An 18,353-nucleotide genomic window follows, 5' to 3' on the forward strand; every position below is an offset into this window, starting at 1 on the left:
CATTGGAACCGATAAGTGAATAAAAGGGCGGCAACAGAAATGAGAGAAAAGGCCTAGGGGAATTTTAACCGGGAGCACTGTCATTTTTTGCTGCCTTTTTGTATATGCGGCGGCTCATCCCCGCCGCAGGGATAATGTAAGAAGGAGTTGGGTTATATGGGATTTTTGGACAAAACCATCAATGAGCTGATCAATACGGAGTATGAATGCAGCTGCGGCAGGAAACATATTGCGCATATTGACAACATCGCAATTGGGAAAAACGCTTTGCAGAAGCTCCCCGGCCTGATTGATAGACAAAAGCTTGCTGACGGACGGGTTTTCGATAAGGCAAGGGATCAGATCTTGATGGTCACTGATGTGAATACCCGGAAGGTATGCGGCGAGAGGGTGCTCGCGCTGCTGAAGGAGTACGGTTATCAGGTACAGGAATACTGCTTCCCTTATGAAAAGATGCACGCGGCAGATGAGGGCGTCGAGGAGCTGCGCGAGCACTTCTTCGAGGGGCTTTCTCTGATTATCACCGTTGGCTCCGGTACTCTGAATGACACCACCCGTTATGCGGCGTTCCATGCGGGAATTCCATATTATATTGTAGCGACAGCTCCTTCCATGGACGGCTACGCGTCCAATGTTTCCCCGTTAATCCACAACAATCTGAAAACCACCTATGTCTGCTGCAATGCTGCGGCTGTTATTGGAGATGCCGAACTGCTTGCAACCTGCCCGACCAAGATGATCGGCGCGGGGCTTGGGGACATTATCGGGAAATATCTTGCCATCAACGACTGGAAAATGTCCGGCGTGATTAATGATGAATACTTCTGTGAAGAGGTAGGCGACCTAGTGCTTTACAGCGTGCAGAAATGTGTTGACAATGTGCCGGGGCTGGTGAACCGGGAACCGGAAGCACTGACCTATTTGATGGAGTCGCTGGTGCTGATCGGGATTGCGATGAGCTATATCGGGGTTTCCCGTCCGGCTTCCTCTTCGGAGCATCACATTGCGCACTTCCTGGAAATGAAAGCGATTTTCAACGGGGAGTATGGTGAAATGCACGGGACAAATGTCGGGATGGCCACCTGCCTGATCCATGACATGTACCAGAAGCTGCTTCAGATGGATATTGATTTTGATGAGGCCAGAGAAAAGGCAAAGCAGTTTGACTATGACCGCTGGGAAGCGGAAATTAGGCGTTCCTTTGGGCTTGCGGCGGATGAAGTAATTGCACTGTATCAAAAAGTTGGGCAGGACAATCCGGAAAACGTCATTCCAAGGATTGACGCGATGGAGAAAAATTGGAATGTCCTGCGCGGCATGATGGAGAACGTAGTAGAAAAAACAAATAAAGCCGCCGGCCTGCTGACACAGCTAAACGGCTTGACCTCACCAGAGGGCTACGGGCTGACAAAGGGTGAGATCAAGGATATCCTGACCTATGCCAAGGATGTCCGCAATCGGTACGGCGCGCTTCAGATTTTCTATGATTTGGGTGTACTGGAGGAACTCAGCGACTATATTGTTGAAAAATATATGGGCTAGTCCAGAAATAAAATCCCCTGCGGAAATTATTCCGCAGGGGATTTTTACCGCCGTCCGGCTTATTCCGGCTGTGGGTTAGCTAGACTGCCGCAATAGGCCGAGATAGCTTTTACTACAAAGGCGCCGGTGCCCGGTCCTCCGGCACGGTTGATATTTTCGGTCATTGTGCCGCCGCCGGCATAGGTCTCGCCGAGGGAACCGAGGATTTCAGGGGTACATTGGTAGAAATGCGCAGAGATAAACCCGCGCAGCTTTTCCACCATTTCCTGTGCCGGTTTTGCTTCCGGCGGCTGTCCGCGCAGCGTCCCAAATTCCTTGAAAAGCTCCATCAGGCTTTCCGAGAGCAGATGCTCTTCTTCTGTGGTGCGTCCCTTTGATTTTTCCTCAAATTCCCGGTATGCCTCCGTTTTGCCATAAAGGGCCCGGGCCTGTTCCGCATATTCGTCGATCTTTTTCGTATCAAAGGCTGAAAAATCCATCTTTTTCACTCCAATCATTTTAATTCCACGGGCAAATCCGATCAGGTTTTCGAGATGTTCCTTTTTTAGCTGCAGCAGGGTAATCTGCTGTTCCAGTGCCCGGCTGCGGTCAAAATCCGGACTGTCAAGAATCCTGCTGATCTCCTTGAGCGGGAACTGCAGTTCCCGGAATAAGAGGATATACTGCAGGCGTTCCAGATTTTGCCCGTCATATAGCCGATAGCCTGATTCGGTGGTCATTGCCGGCCGAAGCAGACCGATTGAATCGTAATAGTGCAGGGTGCGTATACTCACCCCGGACAGCTTGCTGACTTCCTTGACTGTTTTCATCCTACTCACCGTACCTTTTTCAATTCTTTCCCGTGCAATTAGATTGTAGCGTATGACGCAGCGTCAGAGTCAAGAGCTTTTTAAAGAGAGGCAAAAACAAAAGGACGCGGAGACAAACCGCGTCCTTTTGTTTTCCGATCCATATTTCCTGTCTCTACTTTTTCTCGTCAGGCGTTATAGCGCTGTGCTGTAAAAAACGCTGGATCAATTCCTGGTATTGAGCTTCTTCCTCTTCCTTTGACAGCTTTTTTGCAGCAGGTACAGGTTCCTCCTGCTTTTCTTTTTTCCGGCGGTGCGGCCAGGCAAATTTCTTCATTTTCCCAATCCTTTCCCATTCTCATAGGGTCAGGATACCAGAAGAATGTGAGAACTTTGTGAGAGAAAAGTGAGCGTTTTCAAAATCTTATCCGTTTTGTCCTTTGAAAACCCGAATCAATTCCTTTTCATGATCATGAAAGAGATGGTTTCTGCGGTAAACCAGCACATCCCGTACTTTATTCTGCGGTGTGGCACAGGGACGGGTAACAAGGCTGTATTGCCGGAGCATCTCTTCCGGGACAGGAGATACCCACATATAAGTGCCGTGAATCTGCTGGAGAAAGTTGAGCTGGCTTCCACGGTCATAAACATAGATCCGTTTCGGCGGAGTCTTCAGCTCCGCATTGTGCTTAATATGCGCGAAGGACAGCGCCGGGGTCTGCAGATCCCCATGGACGATTTCAATGTAGCCGTTGAGCTGGTGGTAGGGAATCTGCTCATATTCCTTTAAAGGATGGGTTTCAGACATCATTAAAAGGTATTCAAACTCCTTCATCGGTTCATGCCGCAGTCCTTTGTCAGCGAGCAGGGAAAGAAAATAGGATTCATAGATCGTCTCATACCGGATGACTGCAAAATCAGAGAATTTGGTGCTGACATCATTGATTGCTGTGATGGAATCCGTTTCTTTGAAGTGGATATTTACCTGCCCCTGAGGGTTGAGGCTGTTATAATAATCTGCAAACGCGGTAGAAAGATAGGTGGCCCGCGGGACGGAAACGGTCAAATGGAATTCATCCTGCTGTTTGGTGCGGTAAAGGGATTCCAGTTCATCCACCTGGGATACAATCGTTTTTGCGTAGGTCAAAAATTCCTCTCCCTGCCTGGTGGGGGAGACTCCCCGGGTGGTGCGGCGAAAGATTGTGATCCCCATCTCCTGCTCCAGTTCCCGGATGGCTTTGCTCAGGTTGGGCTGGGACATAAAAAGATTTTGTGCGGCTTTTGTGATAGAGTTGGCGTTTTCTACCTCAAGGGCATAACGCAGGTACTGCAAGTTCAATGAATTTCCCTCCTGACTGCCTTGGAAACGACCTATTCTAATCTTCGATATCTACAATAACTATTATATATTACCCTTTTCGATTAATCAATGTTAAAATAATAACAAAGAAGAAATTCGGTATAATCACGAGATTTCGACAATCTTTGCCGAGCGCGCCGTGCAAATTGCGAATAACCGCGAAACATACCTTGAACCTTGCAAATTTTTCCGGGAAAGAAACCGGGCAGAGAATTAGGATGGAGGAGTCGAGAATGGCACGTTTTACATTACCAAGAGACATTTATTTTGGAAAGGGCACCTTAGATGAGCTGAAAAATCTGAAGGGCAAGAAAGCAATCGTTGTTGTCGGCGGCGGTTCCATGAAGCGCTTCGGCTTTTTGGATAAGGTTGTGGATAATCTTAAGGAAGCTGGTATGGAAGTACAGCTCTTTGAAGGCGTAGAACCAGATCCGTCTGTTGAAACCGTTATGAAGGGCGCAAAAGCGATGCAGGAGTTCCAGCCGGACTGGATCGTTTCCATCGGAGGAGGCTCCCCGATCGATGCTGCAAAAGCGATGTGGGCGTTCTATGAATATCCGGATGTTACCTTTGAAGACCTGATTGTTCCGTTTAATTTCCCAACCCTGCGCCAGAAAGCAAAATTCCTGGCTATCCCTTCTACCTCCGGAACGGCAACTGAGGTTACCGCATTTTCCGTTATCACCGACTATGCGAAAGGGATCAAATACCCGCTGGCTGACTTTAACATTACGCCGGACGTCGCAATCGTTGACCCGGACCTTGCGGAAACAATGCCTGCAAAACTGACCGCACACACCGGTATGGATGCGCTGACCCATGCGATTGAAGCTTATGTTTCCACAGTGGCTTCTCCGTTCACTGATCCGCTTGCCTTAAAAGCAATCAAGATGGTGATGCAGTATCTGCCGGCTTCCTATAATGGATGCATGGAAGCAAGAGAACAGATGCATTATGCACAGTGCCTGGCTGGAATGGCGTTCTCCAACGCGCTGCTCGGCATCGTTCACTCCATGGCACATAAAACCGGCGCCGCGTTCAGCACCGGACATATCCCGCATGGATGTGCCAATGCAATCTATTTGCCATATGTAATCAAATTTAATGCGAAAGATATGAGAGCGGCTAAAAGATATGAAGATATCGCATGGGAGCTGGGACTCGACGGTGTTGACGCACTTTGTGCGAAAATTGACGATTTCAACCAGAGACTGAGCATCCCAAAAACCTTGAAGGAATTTGGAATTGACGAAGCGGAATTCAAACAAAAACTGTCCGCGATTTCCGAAAATGCGATTGGTGACGCCTGCACCGGCTCCAATCCGAGAATTCCGACTCAGGAGGAGATGGAAAAGCTCTTCACCTGTATTTATTACGGGACAGAAGTCGATTTCTAATAGATCCGCAGCACCTGATAATTCCCAGAGGAAAACCTCCCGATTTGCACCGGGAGGTTTTCCTTTTTCTGTCCGGAAATAAAGAAACTGGGAAAATATAAAAACTGATCCCGGTGTTCAAAAGATAGCATAATACTCGGTTGACTTGAACACCTTAGAAATGATATTATATTTTTATACGCGAAATAGAGTTAAATTTGTGTAAAATTGTAAGATTTCAAGATAGACGGAGGACGGCCTGTGAACGAATTGCAGGAAATGTTGCTTACCCTTTTACGGGAAGTTGACAAAATTTGTAAGAAGCATCAGATCACCTATTATCTGTGCGGCGGATCTGTAATCGGAGCCTTGCGGCACAGGGGCTTTATTCCCTGGGATGATGACCTGGATATCTGCATGACCAGGGAAAACTGGAGAAAATTTGCAAGTGTTATCGATCAGGAAATGGCGCCGAACCGGGAACTGATTTCCTGCCGGAGAAATAAAAGCCATCACAAGATTACCATTAAATATATGAACAAGGAGACCTCTACAGTCTTTTTATCTCAGGTTGCAGACTATGAGGGCTGCGGCTTGTCTATCGATGTTATGACCCTGGATCCAATTCCGGCGGCCTGTCCGGAGCAGCGGATTCAGGAATGGCTGATTTATAACGAGCTGTTAACGCCCTGCTTTGTCGTAAATCCGAAGATCATCCCTTATTTGCCGCAATATAAGAGATACCGCGCTTTGACTAAGGTGATTGGAAAACAAAGAGTCTTAGACCGGCTCTATCATAAAATTTATGTAGAAGACGTGCCGGATGACTTTACGCAATATATTTATGGTTGGGGAGAACAGCTTTTGGTTTATGACCGCGCGCTGTTTGGCACGCCGCAGCTTGTACCGTTTGAAGGGGAGCTTTTCCCAATCCCGGAAAAAGCGTACGAATACTGTGCAAAGACCTATGGGGACAACTGGTATCAGGTTCCCGCAGTAGAAAATCAGGAAACGCATAATACGGTGATGAACCTGCATTTGAGCTATAATAACCTGATCGGGGACTACCGAAGATTTTTGGACAAAGAGCGCCTGATTAAGTGCTTTGCACACCGGAAGCGCCTCTGGATTAAGCGCCTTCCTTATGAAGCGGATAACCGCAAGGAAAAGTGGCTTGTGCAGGCTGCTGTGCTGCAAAGCAGGTATCAGAAGTGGTTTGATGACCGCAAAGATAGCTTGGGACAGCTTTACCGGGACAAGTATTACAGTGTTTTGACCGAAGTGTTCGGGGACTATATCAAGAAACAGCTTAACCGGTCTATGAGGGCGAATGGGCTGTATTGGGATATTGGTGACGAGCACCTGGAAATTGTGCTGAACACCCTGTGCATGAGCGGAGGATATGACAAGGCGCAGAAGCTGCTGACGCTGCGCCGCGGCACCGAAAAACCGTTGTCTGAGGGATTGAAACAGAGCGCCGCCTTAATCCGTACCAGCGTTGCGCTGACCGCGGCAATGAATACTTCAGATTTGAAAACGGTGAAAACGATTTATGAACAGTCCCCGGCCTATCAGGACGCACATCTGGATTTTATCCGTGCGAAGGTGTATCTAATGGTGCGGGAAAATACGCCTTCTGAGGCGTTTGCACAGATGGAACAGAAGGTGCTGAGCCTTTTGGAACAATACCCGGCGGCAGGGGAGCTGAGAAAGTCCTATGGGGATATTCTCTGGGCTATGGATCGAAAAGAAGAGGCAGGAGACCAGTACCGTTTAGCGAAGAAACAGGAACGTAACGGGTTTGACTGGCTGGAAATTGATGAGAAATTGGGCGCCTTGGAGGGCACTGAAAGAATAAAAGATATTGGAGAACAGAAAAATGGCTAGCATCAAAGAATTACAGGAACTTATGATTGAAGAGATCAAAAGCTATGATAAGGAGGATGGAGAGCGGGAAAAGGAGATTGCGGCCGTCCTTTCGCAGTTATTGACAGAACTTGCCGCGGTTTGTGACCGTAACGCGATCCCCTATTATCTGAGCGGGGATACGGCGCTGGCGGCTTACCGTGACCATGATTTCTGGCCGCAGAGCTATACGGCCTCAATCTGTGTCCACGCGGACGACGTGCTGCGTCTTGTAGAAGGAATTAAAAAGGAAAATCGGGAGGAGCGTACCCTTGATTCCATGATCGATAACCCGCTGTATCCCTATTACAGTCTGCGTTACGTGAACAATAATACGCTGTGCATTTCCCGGAAACATTTCAAACAGTACCAAAATAACGGGATTTATGTTACCATTAATATTCTTTGCGCCAAAAAAGGAAAATTCGCCTCCAAACGAGCGACAGTTTATAAAAAGCTTTGGGAGTGGGCCTCCTTGGTGGGATTTAAGGCGAAGGGCCGAAAACGCAAATTGGTGTACCGTGCCGCCTGCCTGCTGAAAAAGATAGCTGGCAAAAATGGGGGAAAACGTCTGTTTAAGACCTTAACCCGGATTTATAGCGGAAAAACGGGAAGCTACAGGCTGAGAAACAAGGTATATTCGAACTCGGTGTTTGACCGTCAGGGCGCGCCGTTAAGCCTGGCGGGGAAAAGCTTTGCCGGCCCGGCACAGATAGAAACCTATCTTGGGAAATGTTATTCCAACTGGCGCACTTATTTGCCGAAAGCACCCTCTGCGATGGTTGACCCTAATCTGAGCTGCCAGGAGGTTCAGAATACCCTTTTGCATCTCGGAAGTGAAAAGGTACTGGAAAACGTCAAAAAATATAATGAGTATGCGTCTAAGATGGCAAAAGACAATAAGATTGTCTGGAGATCCTATGCGATTCTTCGCCGTTCCAACGACCGTTTCCTGATGTATCAGAAATATATGCCGATTAAGAGTGAACTGATTCGTCTCCATAACGAGGAAAAATGGGAGGAGCTGAACAAATTGCTTCAGCCCTACCGTTCAATTCTGTTCCATCACTATAAAAAGGGACTCGGAGTTTGCTTTGACAAGGAAATATTTGATATCACTATGGATGCCCTGCTGAAAGAGGAATTGCCGCCTGAAAAACGGAAGGGCAGGAAATATTACGTTCAGAAGCTCAGAACCCTTGTGCCGGATGAACATTGGAAACCGATTGTTATCTATGACTATAAAGGGGAAGTAATTGGGTAATGATTGTTTTTTTACCCTTCCTGTTCCGGAGTCCATGCCTGACCGAAGGGACAAGGAAAATATATTTAAGTAAAACCGGTTCAAATTTCGAAAGAAAGGGCCTTTGCGCGGCAAAGGCATGGAGACAACGATGACCGAAACACAGGAGAGACTGCTGAATCTTTTGAACAAGGTTGATTCAGTCTGCAAAAAGCATCATATTACCTATTATTGCGAGGGCGGTACCGCGCTGGGGGCAGTGCGCAACCATGGGTTCCTGCCCTGGGACGACGACCTTGATATCTGCATGAAACGCAGCGAGTTTGAAAAATTACTCGCGGTGTGTGATGATTTCCGAGAGATGGATTTGGATATGGTCTGCCATGCGCGATATCCGGAGTACCATAAATCAACCATTAAAGTAACAGACCTTACGACATCCTGCATTTATACCTCACATGAGCTGCATGGACTTGCCTGCGGGCAGCATATTGACATCTTTATCCTTGACCCGGTACCGTCTGAGAAGGATGGGGAATTTTTAGCCTATTATACCGTCTATGCGGAATTATTAAGCGACTATTATGTGGTGAACCCAGCAATCAAGAACTATAAAGAGCTTTACTACAAATATTTGAATATGAGCAAGGAAATTGGGCGTCAGGAAGTACTGAGGCAGCTGGAAGAAAAGATTTTCAGCTATCCCGACGAGGAAGCTGATCATTATTTTTTCCGGTGGGGTGACAAGCAGTTCTTTCTGGACAAGAAACTGTTCGACGGCGAACCGGTTTATGTCCAATTTGAAAACGGCATGTACCCCATTGCGCCCTATCCGGCAGGATTCCTGCGCGGGGAGTTTGGAGAAAGCTGGAAAATTATTCCGGAAAGGAAAGAGCGCCAGACCCACAATGTTTATGTCAATTATGGAGTGAGCAGCAATAACGTGCACCAGGATTTTATGCGTTTTATTGAGGCCAAAAAGGTTCGTAAGGCGTTTCAGGGAAGAAAGCCAGTTTGGATTGAACGTTTGCCCTATGAGGATGAATATAAGAAAGAGGAAGCCCGGATCAAGGCAATGGTGCTGGTAGAAAAGCTGCTACGGCCGTTGAAGGAAAAGGGCGATTACCGGCGGCTTATCGAACAAAAGCGGTTTGCAGAAGCCAGAAAACTGTTTGGCCGGTATTGGGCACTGCAGGGCGTGTTTGGAAAAACCGGGGTTCTGCCTGAGATAGACGACCAGATGTTTTATGAGATACTGACTCTCCAGACCCTGACAGGAGAATATTATGATGCGGAATATATCCTTGACGTCCTCAAACAGCAGCGCCGGCTTGATGGGCAGTTTCAGGCATTGGAGAATTTAATCGCTAAAAGCCGGGCACTGGTAACAGCTATGGATGACGGCAGATGGGACGATGCGGAACAGGTTCTTTTAGAGAATCCGCAGCTTTGCGGATGCCATATTGATTTCCTCTGTGCAGACGTCACATTAAAACTGCGCAATCCTGATTTTATACCGGATGAAGCAGTGATCAAGCAGGTAAAGGAAGGCCTTAAGAGCTTTTCAGACAGCGGTGATTTAATGAAGCTTTACGGCGATCTGCTCTCCAGACTTGGAGAAGAAAAGGAAGCGTATACGCTTTATCAGAAAGCGTCTGAGCATACACGCAACGGTCTGACTCTCCTTGCATTGCGGGAGGAGCATGGAATCGACCCGATTGCTCAAGAATATGCGGAAGCCTAAGCTGCAGTAAATCGAAAAAAAAGCCTTTGCAAAAGCAAAGGCTTTTTTATTTCGATATTATCATTAAAAACGGCCTCCCGTGATAGGAGGCCGTTTTGTTTATATAATCAGCATGCTTAAGCGTTTTCAGAAACCGCAGCCGCTTCTTCTTTGAGATCTTCTGCCTCAAGAGCCCGTGCCTTTGAGAGGGCGAGGAAACGGGTGAATACAACAGCCAGTGCAGCCGCCAGAAGTTTTCCGACAAAGAGCGGAACAATCAGGTTAGGCTGGAAGTTGGCGGAGAAGGACAGGTGGTCGCCGATCAAAAAGGCGCCGCAGACAGAGAAGGCAACAACTTTTACTTTATCTTCTGCTTTCATATCCTTGAGCATCGGGAACATTGCGATTGCATTTGCGCAGCAGGCCAGGATACCAGCGGTTGCCGGTTCGCTCAGACGGAACAGCTTTCCGACTTTTCCAAGGCCTTTAGCCAGATATTTCTGGATAAGGTAAACCATCGGGAAAGCACCGGCCAGCATCATGCAGACGTTGCCGACAATCTCAAGAGAACGTTCTGTGCTTTCTGCGTCAGCGATAATTGGATCGAAGCCCCAGCCGCCGAAAATCATAGAGAAGATGCCAGTGAATTTTTCCAGGATGCAGGCAATCAGCACCAGACGGGAAGCGATATCGATGAAGCTTCCAAAGATTGTAAAGCCCTTAATCATGCCGTTCGGGATGAATTTCAGTCCTATTACAATCAGCAGGCAGATTACGATCAGCGGGATCAGGTTGCGGAAGATCAGTCCGAAGGACAGCGCAAGCTGATAGGCGGATTCGCTGTCAGTACTGATGGTTTCACGGATCATTGGGTTAGACAGTGCAGTAATAATGCTGGAGAATAGCACGCCGAACGGAATTGCAAGGAAACCGCACATAATACCCAGCGCAAAGAATTTCTCGTCTTTTTTCTGGATCATTCTCAGCCCGATTGGGATAGTAAATACAATGGTTGCACCTGCCATGTAACCGGTGTACATTGCCATGACCCAGCTTTCACGGGTCTGCGCCAGTGCGTCGGCAAGCTGGTAGCCGCCCATGTCAACTGCGATCAGGGTGGTAGCCGCCATAGAAGCGTCTGCACCGACCAGCTCAAACAACGGGCCAAAAGCCGCGCTGATGAAAGAGCTTAAGAATGGGATCGAAGCAAAGATACCGGCAACGGACAGGAAGATCGGCCCGATAGACTGAATCCCTTCGATAAACTGCTGGCCCAGTTCACTTTTTGGCTTAATAATGGAGGCAACGCCGCCAACCGCCATACAGGCCATAATGATGTAAACAATAATATTACCTACAATTGCCATAATGTCTCTCCTTATTTGTTATAGAGTTCTTGTGTTTTTTTCAAAGCGTCAGTCGCTTTTTGATACCAGAGCTTCAAATCGTCGATGACAGTGCCGGTTGCTTCTTTATATACCGCCCAGACAAACCAGTGCCATGCAACGATTGCAAGGTTACCGAAATAGAACCGGACTTCCTTTTCAGAAAGCTTGCGGCCTTCGTAAACCTCAGCCAGAGCAAGATATTTCTCATCATCAAAATCAAGGCTGATGGTGTAGTCCGCAACATCAGCAGCCGGATAGGTATTGCCGGCATATTCCCAGTCGATCAAATGAACCTTGCCATGCTTGTCCTTTAAGAAATTCCAGTACCAGGTGTCGTTGTGGCACAGCACTTTCTGGAAGCCTTCCTGATCCATTTTTTTGCTCAGCTCCACCATCTGGCGGTGGGTATCCATAAAGGTAGAAAAATCATAAAGCCCCTGGCTGTCCATCAGATGGATATAAACCTCAGACTGTTCAATGAAATCAAATTCCCATTGGGAAACAATTTTCTGGTCATGAAGCACCTTGAGCATCCGCATGGCTTCCTTCTGGTCTTCTGCGCCGTATGGGTCAATGTATTCGCAGCCCTCAATAAAACGGCTGAGCTTCCAGCCAGAAACCGGGTCGATTGCGAGCAGGGTTTCGTCCAGCCCCAGATCCTTTGCAATATTTTCTGCATAGGCTTCGCATTCACGGTTTAAAAACTGGCTGGTTTCAGCGCCTGGATGGCGGTAAATGTAATCTGTACCGTTGCATTCGAACTTAAAGGAGACGTTGGTCAGGCCGATTTTCATCGGTTCAATGTTAATGACATCCGCAGCGGTGCAGTTTAAGGTAGCGCAGATGTTGTCAATAATCTTAGAATCCAGATTATTGATATAGTTTTTGTCAAACATACGAAGTTCCTCCAGATTATCAAATTCGTAGATTACGCCGTCCTCAAAGATACGCGGATACATTTCAACGCTTGTGATACAGTCAATCAAAACCTCTTCCCAGAGTTTCCCCCAGGTATCCGGCTTCTCATATTCCTGCTTCAGGAAAGCATTATAGATATCCGCATCCTTTTTCAGGAAGCAGCATGGCCCAACCAGTCCCAGCTCGTCATGGCTGTAGGTCCGGAAGGAATCAAAGCAGCCCTTATCATTGAGGGTATAGGAATAGTCGGTGGTGTAGCCGTGAACCATTTTCACAGTATAGTTGGTGGTAAAGCTATGGGATGTAAAAATGTTTTGAGTAAAGTAGTGGTCGGAAGCGCAGATATAGGTGTTCTGAATCTGATCCAGCACCAACATCAGGGAGGAGGTGTTGTTCCTGACGTTATACTCCCGGTTTTCCACGATTTTTACGCCGTATTTGTCTTGAAGGAAATAGAACTTTTCCTTCATATACCCGACAATAACGGTAATATCGGTGATTCCGACCTCATTGAGCTGCCGGATTTGACGCTCGATCATAGTTTCGCCCTTAACCTCAAGCAGTCCTTTTGGCTTTTCCAGGGAGAGCGGGAGGAAACGGGAGGACATGCCTGCAGCCAGGATGATTGCATTTTTAATTTTATATTCATCCAGAGCGGCTTGTCCTGCTTCGGTCAGCTCCGCCTCCTTTAAATAACCCTGTTCGGTTAATTTTTTGATGTAGTTATTTATTGTCCCAAGCGAATGATTGGTCGCGGCGGCAATCTGCCGCTGACTATTTTGGTTCGGCTTTTGATACAGATAATAAAGAATATCAAATTCTTTTTGGTTCAAAAGAACGATCCCTCCTTAAAATGTATAATTTCCCATTCTACAGAAATCGACAGGAGAAACGCCCTTAAAAGGGCGTTTCTTTTTTTGCTTTTTCCCGAACGAAATGGTATCCTTTTTCGTTCCCTAGAACCGGAAATGTTCAATATAGGGTTAATTATAGCAGAAGAATGAACAAAATGCAATAGATTTGTAAAACTCGAGTAAAAACATAATTAAATATTGGTTTTTTGAAAAAACCTTAATATAAGTAAAGAAGATCGCAGAAAGACATCAGAAAAGAAATCGAACAAATATGTAAAAGGCTCGCCAAGCTCTATTTTTTCGGCTTGGCGAACCCTTTACATATCCAGTATTTTTTCTTTATATTATGTACCCCACGAGGCCATAGCGTCCAGGATCGGTTTGAGACTGTAGCCAGTTGGAGTCAGAGAATATTCTACTCTTGGCGGAACTTCTGCATAGACGGTACGGATGAGCAGTCCCTTTTCCTCCATATCCCGAAGCTGTGCGGTCATCACCTTCCATTTGTCCCCGATCAGCGATAGGGTTGTTTCTACCGGACGGCGTATTGACACAAGAAACGAATGTGCGTAATGTTATTGAACAAGCTGACTTTTTGGATTATAATTATCTTCAGTAATTGTCTGTGGTAAGGCAGGCAACTTGGGGATTTATAAGGCGGTGCTATATATGCGTAAAGTATATATTTATTCTAAAGAGGAAGAAGAACAAATTAACAGAGAGCTGGGCTATACTCAGAAAGATTATGACAATGATCCATATCGAGATGAATTTCATAATAGATATGGAGAACAGCAGCAATATACATTAACTTTAACATCCATAAAAAGGTTTATTTATAATCTGTTTCATAATAAATGCCCCGAATGCTATGTTAAGTTAGAAAGAATAAAGGAATTAAAGTATCTAGGGTTTAGGCATGCGGCGGGGACAACAGGAGGAAATTATAAAAAGGCGTATAAGGTTACTTATGTCAGAGAATGTCCTAAGTGCCACAAAAGATACTAAAGAGCAGTTTGTAGGATTGTGAGAATGATAATTTGTAGTCTTTTGTTTAGCCGATGGCTTGTGAGTATATCACTTGTCATCGGTTTTTTCTGTTTTATAACAAATTGTCTGTAAAGTCTGACCTATTTTACTGGATATGGATATCGGAGCGGCACTCATGGCAAATACTTTGAGATAGTGGCACAAAAGAAGAACGGGAGCAGCGGAAAATGCTGCTCCCGTTCTTCTTTTGTACTATACAAGTGGGAAAGGAATCCTTGTCAGGGGAATTATTCGCCTTTTGCACTTTGGCGCTCAACCCATTGCTCAAAATCAGGGATCGGCAGAGGCTTAGAAAAGACATACCCCTGTATCATGTCACACTTGACTGCGCGTAGATAATCAAGCTGGGATTCCTCCTCAATTCCTTCCGCCACAGTGTATACGCCCAGCTTTTGGGCAAGCTCAATCAGGCAGGCAATCACGTTTTTAGCCTTTTCCTGAGAAATATTTAGGAAAAACTGGCGGTCAAGCTTAATGGCGTCTACATCAAATTCCTTGAGCAGCCCTAACGAAGAAAAACCAGAGCCGAAATCGTCTAAGGAACAGTAAAATCCCAGGCGATGCATTTGACGAATACTGTGTTTGACCATTTCGATCTGTTCATTGCTAAAGAAGATCGATTCAGTCAATTCAAATTCAATTACCCAATTAGGAAGGTGATGATCTTTCGCAATCTGCGCAAAGGTCTCAAGAAAATGAGGGTGCCTGAAATGCTGGCGGGACAGGTTTACGGAAACAGGAACAATTTGCTTTCCTTCCTGAATCCATCGTTCCATAGCCTTGCAGACCTCCTTGAACATGTAGACGTCAAGCTCGCAAATTTTACCGTTGCGTTCAAACAACGGAATAAAATCCGATGGAAAGATCATCCCCTTCTGGGGATGCACCCAGCGCACTAAAGCCTCGGCGCCGCCGACAGATCCGTCCTTTAGGCGTACCTTTGGCTGCAAATAAACCTGAAAATCGTGGTTTTCAAGAGAAGTATCGAACAGGTCACTGAGCTCCTGCTCTTTTTTCAGCCTTTCGGTATAGTCAGAGCTGTAGAAAGCAAAGCCGGAACGCTGCTCAGCTAAAAGGCTTTGATAGGCGGTGCGTGCCCTGTCCTGGATGATGGCAATGTCAAGGGAAGGGTCATCCACCAAAAAGATTCCGCCTAAAATAGTAAGATAATAAGGCGTGTCCCTGCCTTCATTAAAGGAATTGATGTCTTTGACCAGGTTCTCTAAGCGAGTTTGAATCACCCTTTTATCCGTCTCGTTCATAGTGAGAAAGAAATTATCCGCCTCACAGCGCGCAACACTTTCTCCGTCGTGAAGGTTGCGCTGAATTACGCGATAGAGATAGCGGAGCGTATCGTTTCCGGCCTCGAGACCGAAATTTTCATTAATCAGCTTAAACCCCTTTACATTGAGGATAACAACAGCATAGCTAAAAGGCTGAAGCTGGGAAAACAGCCTTTCACAGCTTATCTGGAAGGCGGCTTCATTTTGGCCGCCGGTAACAGGATCGGTAAAAGCAATCTGCTCCAGATGTTTTTTGTGCCCGCTGTAGAATTGGAACATGGCAAGCAGGAAAAGCAGGAAAATGAGGATGATCGCTGCAATGGTAATAAAGGTACTTAAAATATATTTACTCGCTTCACCAGAGATTAAATCCTCCGGAATCAGCGTGAGCAGGAACCAATCATTGATCTGAAGGCTGTTGTAAGCTAGGATCAGCCGACTGCCGTCAATGGCCGTAAAGTCAAAGGAACCGTTCTGTCCCTTTTGTAAACGTTCCTGCATCTGCTGGATCGATTGGCTTACTTCGGAATCGGCTTCTTCATGAAAGATGTCGTCCAGTTGTAAAAAAGGCTTTAGGTCAGTCGGGGAAACAATTACTTCGCCCTGGTTGTTGATAATACAGGTTAGCCCGTGGCCGTTAAAGCTTTTTGGCTGGATCAGGGCCTGCATCTTTTCCTTTGTGCGCAACCCGGCCAGGGTGCCAATGATCTCATCATCCACACAGACAGGAACAGAATAAAGCAGGCTTTGCCCTTCGATGTAGGAAACGGAGGCTTGGCCGTTGTTTAAGGAATCCTGGATGCCTGGGAAATCTTTTAGGTTTTCCGTTCCGGAATCATTGAAAATTTCCTGACCATCCTGGTCAAGCAGCATAAAATGATCAAATTCAAGGATATCCGCCTGCCTGTCCAGCAAAGCCTGGAGCTGATTTTCATCTTGCGCGGTTGAAAGGAGTGTATCGGCAATCAGGAGCAGGTCGTCCTCATTGCTTTGAATCCTGGCGGTAATATCAGAGGCCAATTGACTGGCGACGTCCTGGGCATAGCTCTGGGCGCTGTCGTTTAAAACGGAGCGCAGCCTTGCTGAATTTAGGATAGTAACTGCAAAGATAATAACCAAAAGGGCAGACAAAAACACGACCTGTGCTCCCTTGCTGGGAACAGGCTTTCTAAAATCCGCAGTTTTCTGATATCGTTTCATGGAAAAGACTCCTGATTCAAAATGATTGTTATCATCTTTATTTTATCATCTTATGTTATTTTCGGCAATAATAAATCTGCGAACGTTTACAAATAGCCTCTCAAAAACTTGATAGAAATATGCTATAATAAAATCAACATGAGAGGGGATAGGGATATGGAAGAAAAAAAGACGTTATTTGATTTTCTTTATCAGATTTTGCATCATCAAATTGTATCGGGCTATTTAAAATACAAAACAGCGCTTCCCTCGGCAAACAGTCTTTGTGAAATGTATCATGTTGGAATCAGGACAGTCAGGGACGTGCTGGCCGCTCTGAAGGCTGAGGGCCTGATTCAGACGGAGGAACGAAAGTCCGCTGTTGTGATATACCGTCATCCTGATTTGACGGATGGTTTGGCTGCAGGCTTTGTGCTGGAGCGAAAGCGGTCTATTCTGGAGGCGTACGAGACGTTAACGCTTTTATTCCCGCCAATCCTGGCTTTTTCTGCCCAGCATGGTGACCGGCGTAATATCGGCAGGCAGATGCAGAAGATCAAACATGCCAAAACACTCACGGCAGATGGGCGCTCGGAAGCATATCCCGTCTTGCTCTATAGCTTGCTGGAGCGAACCAATAACCTGTTACTGAACGACCTTTATATCAGCCTGGAGCTGTTTATACGGATTCCGTTTTCTTTTGTTGAGAAGCCGTCTGTGGCGATGCGCTCTGCCTGCAGCTATGCAAAGAAGGCCGAAGGGTTGATCGAGGCCTTGGAAAAGCAGGATACAAAGGGAATCGAGACCTTTTTTAAAACCTTATTCCAGCTGACCGGGAAGGCGGCAAAGGAATATTTAGAAGAGCTGGAGGACGGGCACCCCAACGTGGAGGAAGATGAAGAAAGCGTTTATTGCTGGATTGCGGAACGCGGAAGAGATCATTATTATACCCAGATTGTCCGCGATTTAATTGACAAGATCGGGTTGGGAATTTATCCGGACCGTACTTTTCTGCCCTCGGAAGCAGTGCTTGCCAGTCAGTATGGCGTTTCGGTCAGCACAGTCAGAAAGGCGCTTGCAATGCTTAATGAGCTGGGCTTTGGCCGTACATACAATGCAAAGGGGACTATGGTTCTTCTCTCAGACGATCAGGCGACCCTGCAGTGTATGAAAAATAAGACCTATCGGCGGGACACCCTGCTGTATCTGAGCGGGCTGCAGTTGCTTGCGTTTGCGATCCGCCCGGCGGCAAGGCTTGCCTTTGAAAGAATTGGCCGGGAGCAGCAGGCGGCGCTTTGGCATATGCTTCAGCAATCGGATTCCATACCACTGAATTTAATGGTGGATTGTATCCTGGACAACCTGACTCTGCGCCCGTTAAAAACGATTATTCAGCAGACGGCGAAGCTGCTGCACTGGGGGTATTACTTTTCCTTTTTCGATGAGAAGCAGAAAAAGGACGATATTCTCTATCCCATGAGCATGGAGGCGTTCCATGCGTTGGAGGCTGGGGATAGGGATGGCTTTGCGGAAAAATTGTCCGGCTGTTACTGTCATATTCTAACTTTTGTCCGCGAATTTATGATTCAATGCGGACTGCCGGAAGCCGAAAGGCTGCTCATACCAGTTTTCGATGTCCTGTAGGGCGGCTGGCCTGAATCCAATCCGCATTACAGGAGCCGGGAATGTTCAGCAGATATTTTATCGCTTATTCTTTTGCTGAAGCTTGCTATTTAGTGACAAT

The 18,353-nt window shown here is 46.6% G+C and carries 14 protein-coding genes; 7 read left to right on the forward strand and 7 right to left on the reverse strand.

What is annotated here, in order from left to right; translation table 11 throughout:
- Nucleotides 1-156: 156 nt before the first annotated feature.
- Nucleotides 157-1,542 (forward strand): sn-glycerol-1-phosphate dehydrogenase, encoded by a 1,386-nt coding sequence (locus tag CZ360_RS07675; RefSeq protein ID WP_077533565.1) that lies wholly within the window; start codon nt 157-159, stop codon nt 1,540-1,542.
- A gap of 59 nt (nt 1,543-1,601) precedes the next feature.
- Here CZ360_RS07675 and CZ360_RS07680 read toward each other — a convergent pair whose 3' ends face one another.
- The 3 genes from CZ360_RS07680 to CZ360_RS07685 all read right to left on the reverse strand — a co-directional run bounded on the left by CZ360_RS07680 (nt 1,602) and on the right by CZ360_RS07685 (nt 3,669).
- A complete protein-coding gene (locus tag CZ360_RS07680; RefSeq protein ID WP_077533566.1) occupies nt 1,602-2,351 on the reverse strand; it encodes a MerR family transcriptional regulator in 750 nt (249 codons plus the stop codon).
- A 154-nt stretch (nt 2,352-2,505) separates the two neighbouring features.
- Nucleotides 2,506-2,667 (reverse strand): hypothetical protein, encoded by a 162-nt coding sequence (locus CZ360_RS14050; RefSeq protein ID WP_159438178.1) that lies wholly within the window; start codon nt 2,665-2,667, stop codon nt 2,506-2,508.
- Nucleotides 2,668-2,754: 87 nt separating this feature from the next.
- Nucleotides 2,755-3,669 (reverse strand): LysR family transcriptional regulator, encoded by a 915-nt coding sequence (locus CZ360_RS07685; protein ID WP_159438179.1) that lies wholly within the window; start codon nt 3,667-3,669, stop codon nt 2,755-2,757.
- 254 nt (nt 3,670-3,923) lie between these two features.
- Here CZ360_RS07685 and CZ360_RS07690 point away from each other — a divergent pair, with 254 nt between their 5' ends.
- From CZ360_RS07690 to CZ360_RS07705, 4 genes are all read left to right on the forward strand, one after another.
- Nucleotides 3,924-5,087: an iron-containing alcohol dehydrogenase gene (locus CZ360_RS07690; protein WP_077533568.1), complete on the forward strand. Its 1,164-nt coding sequence runs from the start codon at nt 3,924-3,926 to the stop codon at nt 5,085-5,087.
- 240 nt (nt 5,088-5,327) lie between these two features.
- Nucleotides 5,328-6,953: a LicD family protein gene (locus CZ360_RS07695; protein ID WP_077533569.1), complete on the forward strand. Its 1,626-nt coding sequence runs from the start codon at nt 5,328-5,330 to the stop codon at nt 6,951-6,953.
- Nucleotides 6,946-8,235, forward strand: a complete 1,290-nt coding sequence (locus tag CZ360_RS07700) for a LicD family protein (protein WP_143530189.1) — start codon at nt 6,946-6,948, stop codon at nt 8,233-8,235. Before CZ360_RS07695 ends, CZ360_RS07700 begins: the two co-directional genes overlap by 8 nt.
- Before the next feature lie 130 nt (nt 8,236-8,365).
- Nucleotides 8,366-9,958, forward strand: coding sequence for a LicD family protein (locus tag CZ360_RS07705; protein WP_159438180.1), 1,593 nt, complete (start codon nt 8,366-8,368; stop codon nt 9,956-9,958).
- Nucleotides 9,959-10,074: 116 nt separating this feature from the next.
- Here CZ360_RS07705 and CZ360_RS07710 read toward each other — a convergent pair whose 3' ends face one another.
- From CZ360_RS07710 to CZ360_RS07720, 3 genes are all read right to left on the reverse strand, one after another.
- Nucleotides 10,075-11,304 (reverse strand): ethanolamine utilization protein EutH, encoded by a 1,230-nt coding sequence (locus CZ360_RS07710; RefSeq protein ID WP_077533572.1) that lies wholly within the window; start codon nt 11,302-11,304, stop codon nt 10,075-10,077.
- A gap of 11 nt (nt 11,305-11,315) precedes the next feature.
- A complete protein-coding gene (locus CZ360_RS07715) occupies nt 11,316-13,076 on the reverse strand; it encodes an NTP transferase domain-containing protein (RefSeq protein ID WP_077533573.1) in 1,761 nt (586 codons plus the stop codon).
- A gap of 365 nt (nt 13,077-13,441) precedes the next feature.
- Nucleotides 13,442-13,591: a winged helix-turn-helix transcriptional regulator gene (locus tag CZ360_RS07720; RefSeq protein WP_077533574.1), complete on the reverse strand. Its 150-nt coding sequence runs from the start codon at nt 13,589-13,591 to the stop codon at nt 13,442-13,444.
- 175 nt (nt 13,592-13,766) lie between these two features.
- Here CZ360_RS07720 and CZ360_RS07725 point away from each other — a divergent pair, with 175 nt between their 5' ends.
- Complete coding sequence (locus tag CZ360_RS07725) at nt 13,767-14,105, forward strand: hypothetical protein (protein ID WP_143530190.1); 339 nt, start codon at nt 13,767-13,769, stop codon at nt 14,103-14,105.
- A 269-nt stretch (nt 14,106-14,374) separates the two neighbouring features.
- Here CZ360_RS07725 and CZ360_RS07730 read toward each other — a convergent pair whose 3' ends face one another.
- Nucleotides 14,375-16,630: a bifunctional diguanylate cyclase/phosphodiesterase gene (locus CZ360_RS07730; protein ID WP_077533576.1), complete on the reverse strand. Its 2,256-nt coding sequence runs from the start codon at nt 16,628-16,630 to the stop codon at nt 14,375-14,377.
- A 156-nt stretch (nt 16,631-16,786) separates the two neighbouring features.
- On the opposite strand from CZ360_RS07730, the gene CZ360_RS07735 reads away from it, so the two are divergent.
- Nucleotides 16,787-18,253, forward strand: coding sequence for a GntR family transcriptional regulator (locus tag CZ360_RS07735; RefSeq protein WP_159438181.1), 1,467 nt, complete (start codon nt 16,787-16,789; stop codon nt 18,251-18,253).
- Nucleotides 18,254-18,353 lie beyond the last annotated feature (100 nt).

The organism is Massiliimalia massiliensis (genome assembly GCF_900155615.1).
In the GTDB taxonomy this organism is placed as follows: Bacteria; Bacillota; Clostridia; order Oscillospirales; family Ruminococcaceae; genus Massiliimalia; species Massiliimalia massiliensis.